Below are 17,209 nucleotides of genomic sequence, written 5' to 3'. Positions count from 1 at the left end.
GTCTTATCCGATCCTTGGTGCAGATTCTGCAAACCGTTCAACGACGTAGAGTCTAGCGGGGTTGAGTACGTCTGTCCAGGAGTCAACCCCGTGAAAACCCAGCGATGAACGACGACCTACGTTGCATGCAAGCATCAAGAGTCGAATTGTGTCCACACAAACCTGAATTCAAGGAAACCGCGCTCTAGGGTTCTTTGTCCGATACGAGGAATCGAGAGAGTCCAGCCTCAACCGCTCGGCTCTCCCTGACGATTCGTGATCGCCGTCCCAATCCCGGATTCGCCCATCGATGCAATTGATGAAAATCCTAGTCGCGGAAGACGACCCGGTGAGCGCGACCCTGATTGTCGGTGCGTTGCGGCGGCTGGGACATGAAATCGAGGTTGTTCCCAACGGTCTGGAGGCAGAACTCCGACTGGTGGCGGATCGATCGATCCGGTTGGTGATCTCAGACTGGATGATGCCAGGGCTTGATGGGTTGGAACTCTGTCGACGTCTCCGGGGTCGTTCCGAATCACTCTATACGTATTTCATCCTCATCACGGCTCGCTCGGGAATCGATGCCCGGATGGCAGGCTATCGCGCCGGGGTTGACGACTTCCTGAGTAAGCCCTTGAATCTCGATGAGTTGGTTGCGCGGGTTGAGATTGCCCGACGCATTCTGGAGATGCAAGAGGAGTTGGTCCGCCGCTCCGACGAACTCGAAGCCCTGAAGCAGGAACTGGAGCTGCGCAATGAGCGGCTGGCGGACATGGCGATTACGGACGCGTTGACGGGTCTTCGAAATCGCCGTCACTTTCATCGGCTCTTCGAATCGAGTTTCGAGCTCAGTCACCAGTCGTCCCAACCGCTGACCGTAATTCTACTCGATGTGGATCGATTCAAGCACTACAACGACTCCTATGGGCACCCCGCGGGGGACGAGGTCCTGATTGGCGTCGCCGACGTTCTTCGGGTAAATGTTCGAAATCGCGATTTGATTGCGCGTTATGGCGGCGAGGAGTTCGTGGTGCTCCTGCCCCGAGTCAGTGCTCCGGAGGGAATTGCCCTGGCCGAGCGACTCCGACGTTCCATTGCTGATCGGGTCTGGCGTGAAGCACCGATCACGGCAAGCTTCGGCGTCGGGACGTCGGGCCCATCAACGTCGACCCCGGACATGCTGCTCGATCACGCTGATCAGGCCCTCTACCGCTCGAAGCAACGGGGACGGAATTGTGTCACCCACTTCCGAGAACTGAGTCCACGTCACGACCGATCGCCGATTGTGCATAACTCTTCGGTTCGTTCTCCCATCCCCTTGAAATTACCTACTACGGGAACTCATTAAGCAACGGATCGAATATCACGCTCGATCTCCTGGCTCACGGATCGGCCCGCTGATTCGTGGCGGAGAAGGGATCGGATTATCTCCAGAAATCGGACCCGGGAACCACTCTGACCTGCGCCGGCCCGTTGCCCGACAGACCAGGCTCGACTAACTTCGATCGTCTCCACCGGCCTTGAGGCGAGCAGGGCCGGTGATCTCGATCCCGTAGTTCCGTGGGTCAAGCAGATCCTGCTCGCCTCTCCCGGAGCCGATCCATGAATCGATTTCGACACAAAGCGAGGCCTGCGTCGTGGGCCTCGGCTGCTGTTCTGATGGCCCTGGCCTTTGCGATCCAGCTGACCGTACAGGCCCAGGAGGCGGCGACTGCCCCTTATGAATCACTAGGAACGATCGAGGTCAAACACGAGCGCTTTCGGAACCTGATTTCAGCGGATTCCCGGCTGGAAATTCTCGCGTCCGGTTTTGAGTGGACCGAGGGGCCGGTCTGGTGGTCGGAACAGCAGGCAGTCCTGTTCTCCGACATCCCCCGCAACACCGTCTTCGCCTGGACGAAGGACGGGGAGCTTAAGACCTTTCTGAAGCCGAGTGGGTATACGGGCTCGAACCAGTTCACTGGCGAGGAACCCGGCTCCAATGGCCTGTTGTTCGATGCTGATGGACGGCTCATTCTCTGTCAGCATGGCGACCGACGTGTCGCACGCCTTAACGAGGACCGGACCTTCGAAACCCTCGCCGCCACATACAATGGGAAACGCCTGAATAGCCCGAACGACGCCGTGTTCAAGTCCGACGGCTCGCTCTATTTCACCGATCCCCCCTACGGTTTGCCGAAGAACGTCGACGACCCGGCCAAGGAACTCCCGTTCCAGGGGGTTTACCGCCTGTCTCCCGACGGAACGTTAACACTATTAACCGATCAGATGTCCCGTCCGAACGGGATCGCCTTCTCCCCCGATGAATCGATCCTCTACGTCGCCAACTCCGACCCGGAACAGGCAATTTGGATGGCTTTTCCCGTCAAGGAAGATGGCACGCTCGGTGAGGGCACGGTCTTCGCCGATGCGACCGATCAGGTCGGCAAGGTGAAGGGATTACCTGATGGAATGGCTGTCGACCGACTCGGCAACCTCTTTGCCACCGGACCCGGTGGCGTCTTGATTTTCGCTCCCGACGGGACTCACCTCGGCACGCTAAATACCGGTGAGGCAACTGCCAACTGCACCTTCGGGGGTGAGGACGGCAGCACGCTCTATGTTTCGGCTGATATGCACTTCTGCCGAATCCAGACCGCAACTCAGGGCCTTGGTTTTGAGGATTAACACTCTTGATCGCGCCGAGGGATCTGCCAAACAGAAGATCCCTCGGTCAAGATGCCTCATCCGTTTCCGGAGCGGGAACGTGGCCTTCCAAGTCACCGCTCACTGGTGTCGGACTGTCACTCGACCGGGGATTCGCCAGGCTATTGAGCGAATCGGTGAATGGCCGCTGCAGTTCGAGCAAGAGCTGTTCGAACCGTTGCCGGGAGGGGGACTGCGGAGCCTGTATCGGATCGGAAATCGTTGAGAATTCAAACTCAAGAGAATCCTCGTCCCGGACCGTCGACCATCCGAGACTCTTGAGCCACTGCACTACCACAGTATTTGCCGGCAAGACATATGCCTTCATCCGCGAGATCCCCAGCATCCTCGCACGGAGCACCAGGACAGCCAGCAGAACCGTTCCGAGGCCATACCCCTGAGCCGCGTCGATCACGGTGACGGCAACCTCCGCCGTCTCCGGATCGCTCGCATCTCGGATCAACCGGCCACTGCCAAGACCATCGAAGGGCGGATCGGGGAGATCGAGCGCACACCAGGCAACGTGATCGACCTGATCTACCTGGATGAACTGCCGGATCTCCTCCTCGCTGAGCCGATCGCGCTGGCGGAAGAATCGGAACACGCGAGACTGATCGGACAATTGTTCAAACGCCGCTTCGAGTCGGAGACGATCTTCCGGAAGAACCGGTGTCAGGAATACCAAGCGTCCGTCCCGCAACCGGAACTCGAATCCTGGCCGTTTGTGAGTGAGAAATTCCGAGCGAGTCTCGGGCGGGTCGAGCGGACCAAACAGCAGGTCCTTCGACGACCGCCCCCAGGACACGACCGGACTGCGAGGAAGCCTCATTAAACGCCCCTGCCTCTGACTGGACTCGTGGGTCCGATCGAAGGACGATTGGCCGCAGTTCAACCTCAGGAAATGATGAAACCGCGGTTCAACCCTTGATCACTGCGAGTTTGATCTCCCGAGGTGTCTGTTGGCGAACTCAATGAACACCTCCCAGTCTCGGTCGGTGACATCGTGACCACCCGGACGGAGATGATATCCGATCGTGCTCGAGATCAACTCATTGAGGCCCGGCATCTCCCGACTTGCCATGCCGTCAGTTCCAAGCAATTCGTAGACCGGACTGGCATGCTTGGCGGAAAGGTATTCGCCCCGAGGGTCAGCCCACAAATCCTCTTCCGCCGAGCAGACGAGAACGGGCCGAGGAGCGATGAGCGAAATGAGCATATGCTGGTCGACCGGAAGTTCATCTTCATTTCCATTGAACCGCTTGAACCGATCCGTAAACCAGTGGGGGAACGAGGTATTGATGCGTTCGACCGTTTCGCCAAACCGACGGCGGCTGAGAGCCGCCCCTCCACACCCTGAGTCATTCGAGATGACCAGAGCAAAACGTTCGTCCTGCGCTCCGCTCCAGAGTGAGGTCTTGCCAAGTCGAGAGTGGCCCATCACGATCACACGAGAACCATCGACGTGATCATCAGTTTCCAGATAGTCGAGGGCCCGGCTGAGACCCCAGGCCCAGGCGCCGATCGATCCCCATTCGCCTGATCCCGGTTCCGACTGGCCTTCGGCATAGGCCAGAGGATGAACTCCATCACTCCACTGATCCTTGACATCGGGATCGATGTCGTGATACCAGATCGTCGCCAGGCCGTAGCCGTTCGAGACAATCGTATCGACCGGCCATCTTCCCCGGCGTTCTCCTCGAACGGAGTCGTCGCCACCCTCGGGCAAGCGGATCGCAGGGTCGGGAAAGACCGTGTGATTCCCCCTGAAGTTCAAGCCCAGAAATGTTGGAACCGGTCCCTCAGCATTGGACGGCGTGTAGAGGAGCAGGTCCATCCGAGGGCCGTTGTCGTCTTCACTGAAGAAAATGCGAACTTGCTTACGCCTGGCAAGCCCGCCGATTGCCCCTTCGGAGGACTCGAAGACCTCCCATCGCATCCCCTCGGGACGACCGATCGGAGTCTTGCCGTAGACGTAATCCTCGAAAAGGCGGAGGACCTCGGGGCGCCTTGAAAGACGCCATTCGTCGGCACTGGTCACCTTTGAGCCATCCTCGGCGAGCAAGGGATCGGGCAAGGAATAGTCAGGAACCTTGGATTCGTCGTAGTTGAATCCTTCAGGCTGGGCCATCGATTCTGGTGCAATCAATAGCAGACCCAGCGTCAGCGACGCAGTCCAACGGAGCAGGGCAGGGGCGTTCATCCCAGGGATTCCTTCTCATCAGGAAGCAGTCGAACTGGATGCGAAAAGGCCCACGACTGGACAAAGCCAACCGTGGGCCTCTTGAGCATGACCGAGACAGCTCAGGCGAGCAAGGCTCGAACCGGGCCGTGATCCTCGACACCCGTCAATCGCATGTCGAGCCCCTGGAACTTGTAGGTCAATCGCTTGTGGTCGATCCCGAGGCATTGCAGGATCGTGGCATTCATCTCATGAATGTGCACCGGATCCTGAACGACGTTGTAACTGAATTCGTCCGTCTCGCCGTGAACGATGCCAGGCTTGATGCCACCACCCGCCATCCAGATGGTGAAACAGCGCGGGTGGTGGTCTCGACCGTAATTCTCTCGGGTCAGACCGCCCTGACAGTAAATGGTTCGTCCGAACTCACCTCCCCAAATGACCAACGTATCGTCGAGCAGCCCTCTTTGCTTAAGATCCTGAACCAAAGCCCAGCTCGGCTGGTCGATGTCCTGGCACTGCTTCGGCAGATCGCCCGCCACGTTGCCGTGCTGGTCCCAGCCGCGATGGAACAGCTGAACGAAACGCACGTCTCGCTCAGCGAGGCGACGAGCCATGAGGGCACAGTAGGCGAAGGTTCCAGGCTTCTGAACATCCGGGCCGTACATATCGAGGATATGCTTCGGTTCGTCGGCCAGATTCATCAGGTCGGGAACCGACGACTGCATCCGGAAGGCCATTTCATACTGGGCAATGCGTGCCTGCGTTTCAGGGTCGGCGAACTCGTCATAATGCTTCTGGTTGAGCGTCGCCAGCGAGTCGAGCATCCGCCGCCGTTTCGTCGAGGTGACCCCCGGAGGGTCGGAAAGGAACAGCACGGCATCACCGTCTGTCCGCAAGCGAACCCCCTGATGCTTGCTCGGCAGGAATCCGGAACCCCAAAGCCGGTTGTAAAGCGCCTGGGCATCCTTTCGGCCGGTCCAGCTTGGCGTCATGACCACGAACGCGGGCAGGTTCTCGTTCATCGACCCGAGACCATAGCCGAGCCAAGATCCCATGCTCGCGCGGCCGGGTAACTGGTGGCCGGTGCAGATATAGGTAATCGCCGGGTCGTGGTTAATGGCCTCGGTGTTGATGGATTTGATGATCGCCAGGTCGTCAACCATCTTTGCCGTGTGCGGCAAGAGTTCACTGACCCAGGCACCCGAATTCCCATGCTGCTGAAACGCATAACGCGACGGTGCGATCGGGAACCGCGTCTGACCGCTGGTCATCGTCGTCAGCCGCTGCCCCTGGCGGATCGACTCGGGCAAATCCTTGTCGAACCACTCGTTCATGGTCGGCTTGTAGTCGAACAGATCGAGTTGTGAAGGCCCTCCGGACATGAACAGGTAAATGGCCCGCTTCGCTTTTGGGGCAAAGTGAGGCAAGCCGGGCAGGCCACCGGAGGAGAGGGGCGGTCGGTCCTGATCGGCACCGATGGCCTGGGCGGCTCGATCGGGCAAGAGCGAGGCAAGGGCTGCGGTGCCCAGGCCCACGGCCCCCCGGCCGAAGAAGTGACGCCGCGTCATCGTCTGGATGCGTTCGAGGATCGGGTCCATGCTCGCGTTCCTCTCGATTCCGAGTCGGTGTGTGGATGCGGGGAAGAGGTCAGGGGCGGGGGGTTAGCCCTTCACAATCACTTCGTCCAGATTGAGCAAGGTATTCGCGATGATGGTCCAGGCGGCAAGTTCGGCCGGATCGAACGCCGGGTCGGGTTGTGTTTCGCCCACAGTAATGAGCGCCCGGGCCTCCTCGACCTCGGATCGATAGGAGGTCAGGAGCTCCTCGAAGGCCGCACGCAACTCCTGATGTTCATCCGCTTCAGGACGACGAGCGGTGGCCAGACGGAACATGTGGGTCAGCCGATCGTCGACCGACGGGCCAGCCTCCTGAAGCGTCCGCTCGGCAAGGCCGCGGGCCGCCTCGACATATTGCGGGTCGTTCAGCAACAGCAATGCCTGGAGCGGCGTGTTCGTCCGCTCTCGACGCACCGTGCAAGACTCCCGAGAGGGAGCATCGAAGGTCGTCATCTGCGGCGGCGGAGCCGTCCGTTTCCAGAAGGTGTAGAGACTGCGGCGGTGGACCTTTTCGCGCCCAGTGTCGGCCTGAAACTTCGCCGTGTTGCTGCTTGTATAACCGACCGCCTCCCAGAGTCCGGACGGTTGCGGGGGCTTGACACCCGGACCGCCCACCTGTTCGACGAGCAGGTCAGACACGGCCAACGCCTGGTCGCGGAGCGTTTCGGCATCGAGCCGGAACCTCGGTCCCCGGGCGAGTAACACGTTTTTCGGATCTCGCGTGTTCAGTTCAGGAGTGTTCCGGGACGTTTGCCGATAGGTCGCAGACGTGACCAACCGCTTCATGAACGTCTTGACGTCCCAGCCATCATCCTGAAACTGGACGGCGAGCCAGTCGAGCAGTTCCTCATGACTCGGCGGGTCCCCTTGAGAACCAAAGTCTTCAGAGGTCTTCACCAGGCCGGTGCCGAAGACCTGCTGCCAGAGACGGTTGACAGCCACCCGGGCGGTCAGGGGGTTGGAGCGATCGACGAGCCAGAGTGCCAGACCCATGCGGTCGAGCGGCGCTCCCTCGGGCATGGCGGGAAGGAATTCAGGAGTCGCGCGACCAACCTCTTCCCCTCGCTCCTCGTACTCGCCTCGATTGAGGATGAACGCGGGTTTCGGTTCGGACATTTCCTTCCAGACCAGAGTCGTCGGGATCGCCTCCTCAAGTGTCTTGCTCGCCGATTCGACCGCGGCCAGCTCGTCGAGCATGGGGCTCAACGTCGATCGGGATGGGGCGTAAGCGTGGCGAACAAAATGGTCACGAAGCTGCTGCGTTTCGTCGTTCGAGCGATCGGCCGGGGCTTTTTCGACGATGGCGCGGATCGGACCCGGAAGCCCGGCCTTGTCGCCGAGAACTTTTTGGTCACGCACCCACGACGCGAGACTCGTGTAGGTCTTCCCCGGCTGCGGGGTCCAGGTACGTAGACCGGCGGCGTCCCACCGAACCTTGCCGCCATGCTGGGTGAACGCCATCCCAGTGATCGTCGTGCCGGGTTCGATGCCAACCTCCGCGGCAGAAACCTCCAACCGGACCCATTCCCCGGTGGTTGGCAATGGTCCCTTCGAGCGCCGCTCGGTAGTGCCATCGGCCCCGTAGTCGATCACATTCTCTCCCCAGTAGGCCCGGTGCTTCCACGATCCGGTATTCCACTGGAGCATGATCTCCTTCGGCGGGTTGATTGGATCAAGGAAGACATGGGCGAATAGCGTGTCTCCTTCACCCACGAGCAAACCCTGGGACGCCTCGGTAAAGAAGTGCTGACTCTGCTCCTCGGCGATTCGTAGATGAGCCTTCTCACCCGAGTAGACGGGGTGATCCGGTTCGGAAACAAACGACCAGTCAGCCTCGGCCGAGGGCTTGGCACCTGGAGGAAGGGTATCGTCGATCCAAACGAAGTCGTTGCGGCGCACATACTCACCACGGTCATCGTCGGCGGCGGGGTCATACTCGACAGCGGAAACAGCTTCGGAGATGCGCCCCTTGATCGCCGCGAGCTGCTCGTCGAGCCTGGCTCGTTCGGCCTCCTGCTCGGGCGAGGGGACCTGAATGACCGGCGGGTGGGCCTTGGCATTGCCATCAAGTGGCTTGCCGTCGATCGAGTTGAAAAAGGCGAACAGCGAGTAGTAATCCTTCGCCGAGATCGGGTCGAACTTGTGGTCGTGGCATCGGGCGCAGGCCACGGTAAGGCCAAGAAAGACGGTCCCGGTTGCATCGACGCGCTCAACGACGTTGCGGACATAGACCTCTTCCTCAATCGATCCCCCTTCGCTCGTGGTTACGTGGGCCCGATTGAATCCGGTGGCAATGAGCTGTTCGCGGGTCGGGTCAGGCAGGAGGTCTCCTGCGAGTTGTTCGATGACGAACTGATCGTAAGGAAGATTGCGATTGAAGGCGTTGACGACCCAGTCGCGGTAGGGCCACATCTCTCGATAGTTGTCGAGGTGCAGCCCATGCGTGTCTCCATATCGCGCCGCATCAAGCCAGAATCGGGCCATGTGTTCGCCGTATCGAGGCGATTGAAGGAGCCGATCGACGAGTTGTTCGTAACGGTCTTCGCGATCATCCGTTAGAAAAGCATCGACCTCTGCCGGAGTCGGGGGAAGCCCCGTGAGGTCGAGATAGACCCGCCGCACCAAGGCCTCAGAATTCGCCTCGGGAGACGGTTCCAGGTCTTCCTTGATCAATCGGTCAAGAATAAAGCGATCGATCGGGTTCCGGACCCAGGAATCATCCTCAAACGCAGGAGGCTGGGGCTTGGTTGGCGGAACGAACGCCCAATGGTCCTCCCATTCGGCCCCTTGTTCGATCCAGGTCCGGATTAACTCGATCTGCTCGGCCGTCAACGCTTCGTGCGAATCCGGAGGCATTCGATCGAGTTCGTCCTCACTTGTGATCCGGTGAAACAACTCGCTTGCGTCGACGTCGCCGGGGATGATCGCGGAATACCCTCCCCGATCAGCAAGCGCCTCGTCGCGCAGGTCGAGCCGAAGATCGGCCTTTCGAGTCGCCGAATCCGGTCCGTGGCAGGCAAAGCAGGCATCCGACAACAGTGGGCGGATCTGAGTGCCAAAGTCGATCCGACGTTCGGGTTTCGCATCATCGGCGGCCAGCGATGGCACCGTGGCAAACACCGCCCAGCAGGCGGCCAGAACGAGGGATCGCGTCGTCGCGAGGGTCGGCGGTCTCATCGATTCGGCTCCCGAGTCGGCTCGGTTTTTGGTGGCGGGGGTAACTTGGCCTGGGTCTTCGGCCAGGCTCGTTGTCAACGGAGGTGGGGAGGGATGGGGGCTGTTTGCGAAGCGGAATGATCGAGGTTGTACACGCTGATTCCCGTTGGCTTGATCGGGATCGATTGTCTCCGAACGCTTCCACTCCGGCCGCCAGGGTGGGTGGGGTTTATGATCGTCGGTTCATGGACCAATTTCGTGAGTGAACTCCTCAGCCCAACTCCCGTGTGACGAAGATGTTCTCGTGACTCAGATTTCCGTTCTACGCCAAAACGAGGGGATTCGTTCACCCGCTTTGGCGAATGTTGATCAGAAATAGTATAAGAGTCAAACCCGGGCCTGCCAGTCCGTAACGCAGGCCGGGTCCGACTTTCCTCGCCGTGGTCCGTTGCGAGGCCACCAATTCTGATCAGAAGTTTGGAGGAGACTGGACCACGAAGGTCCGACTCATCAGTTTCCGGAGTAGGGAGATTTCGCCGCTATGTCGGGCTTCGTCGTGAAGTCCGTGGACGATGCCGTACCGGACCGAATGATTCGGATTGCCGGGCTCGTTGGCGGCGAGTTGTTCGGGAGTCAGATCCGAAATCACGCCTCGGAGCCGTTCGTGCTGTGCCTTCAGGGCCGCGACGACCTCCTCAAGAGGAGGCCAGTTGTCCGGGGAAAGGTGCGCCGGGTTGCTTTCCCAGCTGAACATCTTGAACCATCCCTCGGGAATCTGGGGCTCTCGCCCAAGGCTCTTCATGGTCAGAAACTCGGTGACCACATAGGCGTGGCCGGCATGCCAGAGGCACGAGTTCTGAAGACCGGGTGGCGCCCAGCGAGCGTGGGTGTCGTCGAGGTTCTGCAATTCCTTGAGCGTCTTGCCGCGTACGTCGTCGAGCAAGTCCAGCAGCGTTTCGTCGGCCATTTCGTACGTTCTCCGCCCGCGACTACGTCGAGCGATCATCACTGTGGGTGGACAAGAGGAGAGAGACTCACGCTACTGAATTATTCCGTAGAATCCGTCATCGTCGCAACCGCTTTCCCGAAGACTCGATCGGCCTTGGGCGTTCGATCCGGTTCGGACACGACGCTTGAACTGCTGCTGGCTGACGATCGATCATTCGCCGAACGATTTTCTTGGACCGATTTCACAGTGACGACCACGTCGACCCAGAACTGACTGGAATTCCCCATGCACGCACGCTCCAACACCTTCCGCACGACAGCCCGGCTCGATCACAACGACGCTCGTCGAGGAATCCGCAGGGGAATTGGACCGGCCGAGGTTCTGGTCGTCATCGTCGTGGTCGCCATCCTCGCCCTATTGCTGATGATCGGCCTGGCGAAAAGCCGGGAGGTCGCTCGATCGGCCACCTGTTCCCGAAACCTGCAGCAAATCGGACTCGCGCTGCAACTGTATGAACAGGTCACCCAGTTTACGCCCTACATTGCCCCGCTGGATGACCTGAATGACGCGTCGCAAGGACCTCTGGCATTGATGCTCCAACAATTGGGAAGGACCGAAGTGACCGGAATCGATCTCCAAATCGATCCTGAACCGGCACCACCCCTCACCGAACCACTTTCGGAGCGATACCTCCCCGATTTTGTCTGCCCGTCCGACCCGATCGCCACGTCTCGCGTGTTTCCAGCACCGCTGAACTATCGGGCCAATACCGGAGACCAACCCGAAGGCCGGCGCGGGCCGTTTGCACCGGGTATCTCGATGAGCTTCGCCGAGGTGGAGGCTGGAGATGGTGCGGCTTACACCGCAGCGTTCTCTGAACGACTGGTCGGCACAGCCGCAACCTCAAGCGAAACACTTCGAGATTACCAGCTCGTTCCCGGCCCGGTCCCTCGGGAGGGGTGTCCCGACCTTCCCGACGTTCTCCTCCAGACCGAAGCCGGTCGTTCCTGGCTCGAGCTCGGCTGGCAATCAACCCTCTATACCCACGCTTCCGCGCCGCAGAACCCTCGGTCTTGCATCGACGAACAAGGACGGACCGCCCTCATGGGAGCATCGAGCGGACATGTGGAAGGGGTGCGAGTGCTCCTGATGGATGGGAGTGTCCGGGTGTACGCCCGGACGATCAACCCTGCGGTCTGGGCCTCGCTCGGGACCTATCGAAGCGACCTCACCGGAGACGAATCTCCCGAGGCACCTTCGCCTCCCGAACCCAGCGAACCCTGATCCGTCATTGCGACTGCCCATGCTTGCTGGCAAGAAGCACGTCTTGAAGAATCATCAGCAACATCGCTGCAAACGCCAGAACTGTCAGCGGAGCGCCGGGGCCGAGGGTCGCCCTCGGCCCTCCCGAGAACAGGAAGACCATCGCCCCCGCGTGCGCAATCCCATAGAGCACGAACGCAATGGGCAGTACCGCAGGTATCCGTCCGATCCCAACCGCCCGGAGCCAGGAGCACCAGCAAACGATTCCCGCAGCAAAGACAACCATCCAGTTCGGCAACCAGAAGGGACCGACGATCAATCGACCTGCCCATCCTGTCGTCTCGAACTCGCCGATCCCGCCTCCGAGACCTCCCGGAATGGCCATCGTGTGCCCTCCCCAATTCAAACCCGCCGCCCCAATCACTCCTATTGTCGCGAGAGTGACCACCATCGCCGTCAAGAACCGTGAGGAGATGCGGGGCATAACGGCGTTCCGATGGGCTGTCGAGGAGGGATTCAGGCTTGATGGCGTCAAGGAGGCGGGGCGAAACTCGGACGGGGTTTCAATGGTGAACCATCCTATCACCAATGGGATTCTCAGTCTGCCGGGTTGAGACCTGACATGGCCGATCTTCTGGGGTTGCGATACAGTGCCGAAACAGCCCCGGATCAGGTCAACCCTGGACCGTCCACCCACCCGCCTTCGGAAAGGAACGAGGATGCCCACCAAGGCTCGCTCGCAATCGAAATGGGTTTCGCGGACCTTTGGGGCCCACATGAGCATCGCCGGGGGACACGATCGAGCCGTGCGGGCCGCCTCGGCGCTGGGGATGGATTGCGTTCAGGTCTTCACCAAAAGCAACAATCAATGGAAGGCGAAACCCCTGACCGACGAACAGGTGGCCGCTTTCCGCCAGAGCCTTTCGGAAACCGGCGTCGGATCTCCGGTCGCCCATAATTCCTACCTGATCAACCTGGCCAGCCCCGACGATGAACTCTGGCACAAGTCCATTGACGCCATGGTGATCGAACTTGAGCGAGCCGAGGCACTCGGGATTCTGCATCTCGTCTCCCATCCTGGCGCTCATGTTGGCAGTGGCGAGGAGGCTGGGCTCTCCCGCATCGCTCTGGGACTCGATGAGATTCACCGACGAACGAGCGGATTTGAGGCTCACATCGCGTTGGAGACCACGGCGGGACAGGGAAGTTGCCTTGGGCATCGGTTCGAGCACTTGAGGGCCATTCTTGACCGGGTCCACGATGCCGATCGCCTGGAAATTTGCGTCGACACCTGCCACGTCTTCGCGGCGGGCTATCGGCTGGGCACTCGAGACGAGTACAATGAAACGATCGGGGAGCTGGATCGGATCGTAGGCCTGAATCGGGTCCGAGTCTGGCACCTCAACGACAGCGTCAAGCCGTGCGGGAGCCGCGTCGATCGCCACGCGGGGATCGGCCGGGGCCAGCTTGGTCTGGAGCCGTTTGGCCATCTCGTGGCCGACCCGCGATTCGCCGCGCTGCCGATGATCCTGGAAACGCCCAAGGGGACCGAGGGCGGCGAGGACCTCGACGCGATCAACCTCCGAGTGCTCCGCGATCTGGAGACTCGGGCCCGACGCGACGCGACTGATGCCTCCCGAGCCGCTCGGGCCTCCTGAATTTGGCGAGGAAGGCACGTCCGAGATGTCCGAGCCAACGCGATCTGAGACCATCCCCATCCCTTACGCGACTCCCGAGGGGGTTCCCGACGGCCTCTCGCTCGATTCCTCACTGTTCATCAATCGCGAGCTAAGCTGGCTCGACTTCAACGAGCGAGTCCTTGAAGAAGCTCGCGATCCCTCTGTCCCCTTGCTCGAACGGCTCCGGTTCCTGGCCATCACCGCCTCGAACCTCGACGAGTTCTTTGAGGTTCGTGTCGCTGGACTTCAGGCTCAGATCTACGAGCAACTGGAACCGCAGGATCCTCCCCCCGATGGCCTGAGCGCTCTGACCCAACTGCTCGAGATCGGCCGTCGATCCCGCGATTTTGTCGCCCGCCAATACGAAACCTGGATCGACGACCTACTGCCCAAGCTCGCCTCGGCCGGTATCGTGGTCGTCAGCCCCGACGCGTTGACCGTTGACGAGAATACCTTTCTGGACACCTACTTCGAAACCGAGGTTTACCCGGTTCTCACGCCTCTGGCGATTGACCCTGCCCACCCCTTTCCGCACCTGCACAACAAGAGTCTCAACCTGATCCTCCGCCTAGAGCGTCAGGAGCGCAACCGCAATCGGACTGATTCCCAGGCCCCCCGGCAGCTCTACGCGGTGCTCCAGGTTCCTTCGGTTCTCAGCCGACTGGTTCGGCTTCCTTCCGACGAGGTTGGTCAGCATCGCCTCGTGCTGCTCGAAGACGTCATCGGTCCCCGACTCGATTCCCTCTTTGGCGGCTTCCGAGTGGTCGATCATGCCGCCTTCCGCGTGACCCGAAACAGCGACCTGAGCATCCAGGAAAGCGACGTCAAATCGAGCCTCCTCTCGATTATTCAGGAAAATCTCCGCAAACGGATGTGGGGCGATGCCGTCCGCATGGAGATTTCCGATCGGGCCGATGAGACCTTTGTGTCGCTGCTTCAGAATGCCCCGGCGCTCGACCTCGACGACCGCGATGTCTACCGGGTTCCCGGCCCGGTCGCCCTCTCGGCCCTGGCCTCGCTTTGCAAGATCGAAGGGTACCGGGAGTTCAAGGAAACCCCCTGGGAGCCACGACTTCCGTCGGCCCTGGCCTCAAACGCCAGTATCTTCGAGGCCATCCGAGATCGGGACATCCTGGTCCATCATCCCTTCGAATCGTTCGACGCCGTTGTTCAGTTCGTCGAACATGCAGCCGTCGATCCCCAAGTCCTCGCCATCAAGCAAACCCTCTACCGAACCGCCGAGGATAACCCGATCATCGACGCCCTCGCCCGGGCCGCCGGCAACGGCAAGCAAGTGACGGTCCTGGTCGAAATTCAGGCCCGGCTTGACGAGGAAAACAACATCGTCAAGGCCCGGATGCTCCAGAAGGCCGGTGTGCACGTCGTGTACGGGATGGTCGGCCTCAAGACTCACTGCAAGGCCGCGCTCGTCGTCCGGAGAGAGCCGGATGGGATTCGTCGGTACATCCACCTCGGCACAGGGAACTACAACCCGACGACCGCTCGGCTCTACACCGACCTCGGGCTGTTCACCTGTCGCCCCGATTTCGGTGACGACTCCTCGGCCCTGTTCAACCTCCTGACCGGATACTCCCAGGGCCACGATTGGCAGAAACTCGTGGTTGCTCCGTATCACCTGGTCGACCGTGTCCTGGAGATGATCGACCGCGAGCGTCGGAACGCCGAGGCCGGCAAACCGGCCCGGATCATCGCCAAGATGAATTCACTGGTCGACCCCCGTACCATCGCCTCGCTGTATGCCGCCTCTCAGGCAGGCGTGCAGATCGATCTCATCATTCGAGGGATCTGCTGCCTCCGACCCGGAATTCCGGGAGTCTCGGAAAACATCCGGGTCCTGAGTATCATCGACAAGTTCCTGGAGCACTCCCGGATCGCCTACTTCCAGAATGGCAACGATCCTGAGGTGTACCTTTCCTCGGCCGACTGGATGCCGCGCAACTTCAATCGCCGCGTCGAGTTGATGTTTCCGATCGAAGATCCCCGACTTCACGCTCGGATTGTCCGAGAGTTGCTCGGCGTCTATCTGGTCGACAACACCAAATCGCGACTTCTCCGCCCTGACGGCAGTTACGAGCGGCTCCGTCCTGAACCGGATGCCCCCCCCCTGCGTGCCCAGACCGCCTTGCAAGAAGAAGCCGTCCGTCGCGAGTTTCCCGAAGCCATGCGGGACGCCCTGTGTCGACTCCAGTTGCCCGATCGTCCAGGATCGGAGTAAGTCTCTACCCGACACACGAGTTGAGCCTCTCTTGAGTCGTTCAGATCACGTTCGAAGCCGTCTCAACACTCGAGGCGTCATCAACCACTCCAACGTGTATCGCCCGTTTGGATCGACCTGGAAGCTGGCAAGACCGCCCTTTTTCAGCTCCGCGATGAACGGAGTTCCCGGGCCAAGCGGCAAGACAGAAATCAATTCCGAGAAGGCAGGATTGTGGCCGACGATCATGACCGAATCGCCGGGTATCACGTCCAGCCAACGACGGATCGATGATGACGAAGCGTGCGGACGAAGTTCAGGAACCAACTCCAGGCGATCCTCGATCCCGAGGCCCCTCGCCACGATTTCAGCCGTCTCTCGAGCTCGGGGCAGGGGACTGGACAGGATCCGATCGGGGATCACTTCGAGCACCTTGAGCCCCCGAAGCTGCTCTTTCAATCGTGTTCGTCCCTTGGGGGTCAACGGACGCTCATCATCCTCATATCCCGGAGTCCCATGAGCCACGGCGATTCCGTGTCGCAAGACAAAAAGCTGTCGCACGGCTTGAGAACCTCTCGGAAATTGACGCGCTGACGGCTGTGTCAGACGGCCTTGGATCGGTCCGCGGTCGAACGCCATAGGGCGGCATCCTCACCATCGAGCCGGAAGGTGAGACACTTGGCACTGCCTCCGGCCTTGATGAATTCGGTCAGTTTCAAGGGAATCGCCCGGTAGCCGTGGCGTTCGAGAGCCTTCGCCAATTTCGGCGCTCCTTCGTTCAGGACCACCGATCGGCCGACCACAACGGCATTGCAACTGAACGAGAACGCCTCCTCTGCCGACACCTCAATCAAGGATCGGATACGGTCCCAGAGGACCGATCGACCATACTCATCAAACGCTCCAGGAAAATAGATCGCCGCGTCCGGAGCAATCGGACAAAAGCAGGTGTCAAGGTGATAATACCTTGGATCGACGAGCTCCAGGGGTAAGACTTCCACCCCAATCCGGTCGCCGACCCACTGCATCGTCCTTGCGTCGGAGCGAAACCGATAGCCCGCAAACAAGGTTTCGCCACAGAACAAGGCGTCGCCGGCCCCCTCGAAGTGGTGATCGCTCGGCGTGTGCTCAACGGTGAATCCATGATCGGCAAACCAGCGATCGAAGATAGGCGTTTCTCCCTGCCGTTCTCCGTATCGAAATCGTGAGCTGACAAAGAGATCCCGGTACACCAAGCCTGCGTTGGCCGTGAAGACCAGATCCGGCAACCCCTGAACCGGGTCCATCAATTCGACGGTCACGCCCAGTGCAATCAACGCATCGTGGAGTGCTTGCCATTGCCGACCCGACTCGTCCGGATCACTCCCGACGCGCCGATTCATCCAGGGATTGATCTCATATTCAATCCTGAAATGCTTCGGCGCACACATCAAGATCCGTCGCGTCGAGGACATGGCGAACACTCCCGATCGATCGGAGAGACGA

The 17,209-nt window shown here is 60.2% G+C and carries 13 protein-coding genes; 5 read left to right on the top strand and 8 right to left on the bottom strand.

Translation table 11 applies throughout. From position 1 onward, the window contains the following. The first annotated feature begins 298 nt into the window (after positions 1-298). Both HG800_RS02265 and HG800_RS02260 read left to right on the top strand, forming a co-directional pair. Complete coding sequence (locus tag HG800_RS02265) at positions 299-1,327, top strand: diguanylate cyclase (protein WP_169973202.1); 1,029 nt, start codon at positions 299-301, stop codon at positions 1,325-1,327. Positions 1,328-1,581: 254 nt separating this feature from the next. Further along, a complete protein-coding gene (locus tag HG800_RS02260) occupies positions 1,582-2,646 on the top strand; it encodes an SMP-30/gluconolactonase/LRE family protein (protein ID WP_206352090.1) in 1,065 nt (354 codons plus the stop codon). Between the two features lie 46 nt (positions 2,647-2,692). On the opposite strand, the gene HG800_RS02255 is transcribed toward HG800_RS02260, so the two are convergent. The 5 genes from HG800_RS02255 to HG800_RS02235 all read right to left on the bottom strand — a co-directional run bounded on the left by HG800_RS02255 (position 2,693) and on the right by HG800_RS02235 (position 10,585). Next, a complete protein-coding gene (locus HG800_RS02255) occupies positions 2,693-3,493 on the bottom strand; it encodes a GNAT family N-acetyltransferase (RefSeq protein WP_169973200.1) in 801 nt (266 codons plus the stop codon). 99 nt (positions 3,494-3,592) lie between these two features. Then, on the bottom strand, positions 3,593-4,864 hold the full coding sequence (locus HG800_RS02250) for an alpha/beta hydrolase (RefSeq protein ID WP_169973198.1): 1,272 nt from the start codon (positions 4,862-4,864) through the stop codon (positions 3,593-3,595). A gap of 101 nt (positions 4,865-4,965) precedes the next feature. Next, positions 4,966-6,444 carry a DUF1501 domain-containing protein gene (locus tag HG800_RS02245; protein WP_169973196.1) on the bottom strand — a complete coding sequence of 493 codons (1,479 nt, stop codon included), beginning with the start codon at positions 6,442-6,444 and terminating at the stop codon, positions 4,966-4,968. Positions 6,445-6,507: 63 nt separating this feature from the next. Further along, positions 6,508-9,639: a PSD1 and planctomycete cytochrome C domain-containing protein gene (locus HG800_RS02240; RefSeq protein ID WP_169973194.1), complete on the bottom strand. Its 3,132-nt coding sequence runs from the start codon at positions 9,637-9,639 to the stop codon at positions 6,508-6,510. Positions 9,640-10,087: 448 nt separating this feature from the next. After that, on the bottom strand, positions 10,088-10,585 hold the full coding sequence (locus tag HG800_RS02235) for a DinB family protein (protein WP_169973192.1): 498 nt from the start codon (positions 10,583-10,585) through the stop codon (positions 10,088-10,090). 267 nt (positions 10,586-10,852) lie between these two features. Between HG800_RS02235 and HG800_RS02230 the strand changes: the two genes are divergently transcribed. Next, entirely contained in the window at positions 10,853-11,851 is a 999-nt protein-coding gene (locus HG800_RS02230) for a DUF1559 family PulG-like putative transporter (RefSeq protein WP_169973190.1), read from the top strand. Positions 11,852-11,855: 4 nt separating this feature from the next. On the opposite strand, the gene HG800_RS02225 is transcribed toward HG800_RS02230, so the two are convergent. Further along, positions 11,856-12,215, bottom strand: a complete 360-nt coding sequence (locus tag HG800_RS02225) for a hypothetical protein (RefSeq protein WP_169973188.1) — start codon at positions 12,213-12,215, stop codon at positions 11,856-11,858. A 334-nt stretch (positions 12,216-12,549) separates the two neighbouring features. Here HG800_RS02225 and HG800_RS02220 point away from each other — a divergent pair, with 334 nt between their 5' ends. Then, positions 12,550-13,488, top strand: coding sequence for a deoxyribonuclease IV (locus HG800_RS02220; protein WP_235963187.1), 939 nt, complete (start codon positions 12,550-12,552; stop codon positions 13,486-13,488). Positions 13,489-13,513: 25 nt separating this feature from the next. Further along, on the top strand, positions 13,514-15,745 hold the full coding sequence (ppk1, locus tag HG800_RS02215) for a polyphosphate kinase 1 (protein ID WP_169973186.1): 2,232 nt from the start codon (positions 13,514-13,516) through the stop codon (positions 15,743-15,745). Between the two features lie 45 nt (positions 15,746-15,790). Here ppk1 and sixA read toward each other — a convergent pair whose 3' ends face one another. Continuing rightward, positions 15,791-16,285 carry a phosphohistidine phosphatase SixA gene (sixA, locus tag HG800_RS02210; RefSeq protein ID WP_169973184.1) on the bottom strand — a complete coding sequence of 165 codons (495 nt, stop codon included), beginning with the start codon at positions 16,283-16,285 and terminating at the stop codon, positions 15,791-15,793. Between the two features lie 41 nt (positions 16,286-16,326). Then, a complete protein-coding gene (locus tag HG800_RS02205) occupies positions 16,327-17,178 on the bottom strand; it encodes a dimethylarginine dimethylaminohydrolase family protein (protein ID WP_169973182.1) in 852 nt (283 codons plus the stop codon). Positions 17,179-17,209 lie beyond the last annotated feature (31 nt).

Origin of the sequence: Tautonia rosea, assembly GCF_012958305.1 — a bacterium.
In the GTDB taxonomy this organism is placed as follows: domain Bacteria; phylum Planctomycetota; class Planctomycetia; order Isosphaerales; family Isosphaeraceae; genus Tautonia; species Tautonia rosea.
The sequence above is the reverse complement of the archived record's forward strand: the minus strand, read 5'-3'. Positions and strand labels throughout refer to the sequence as shown.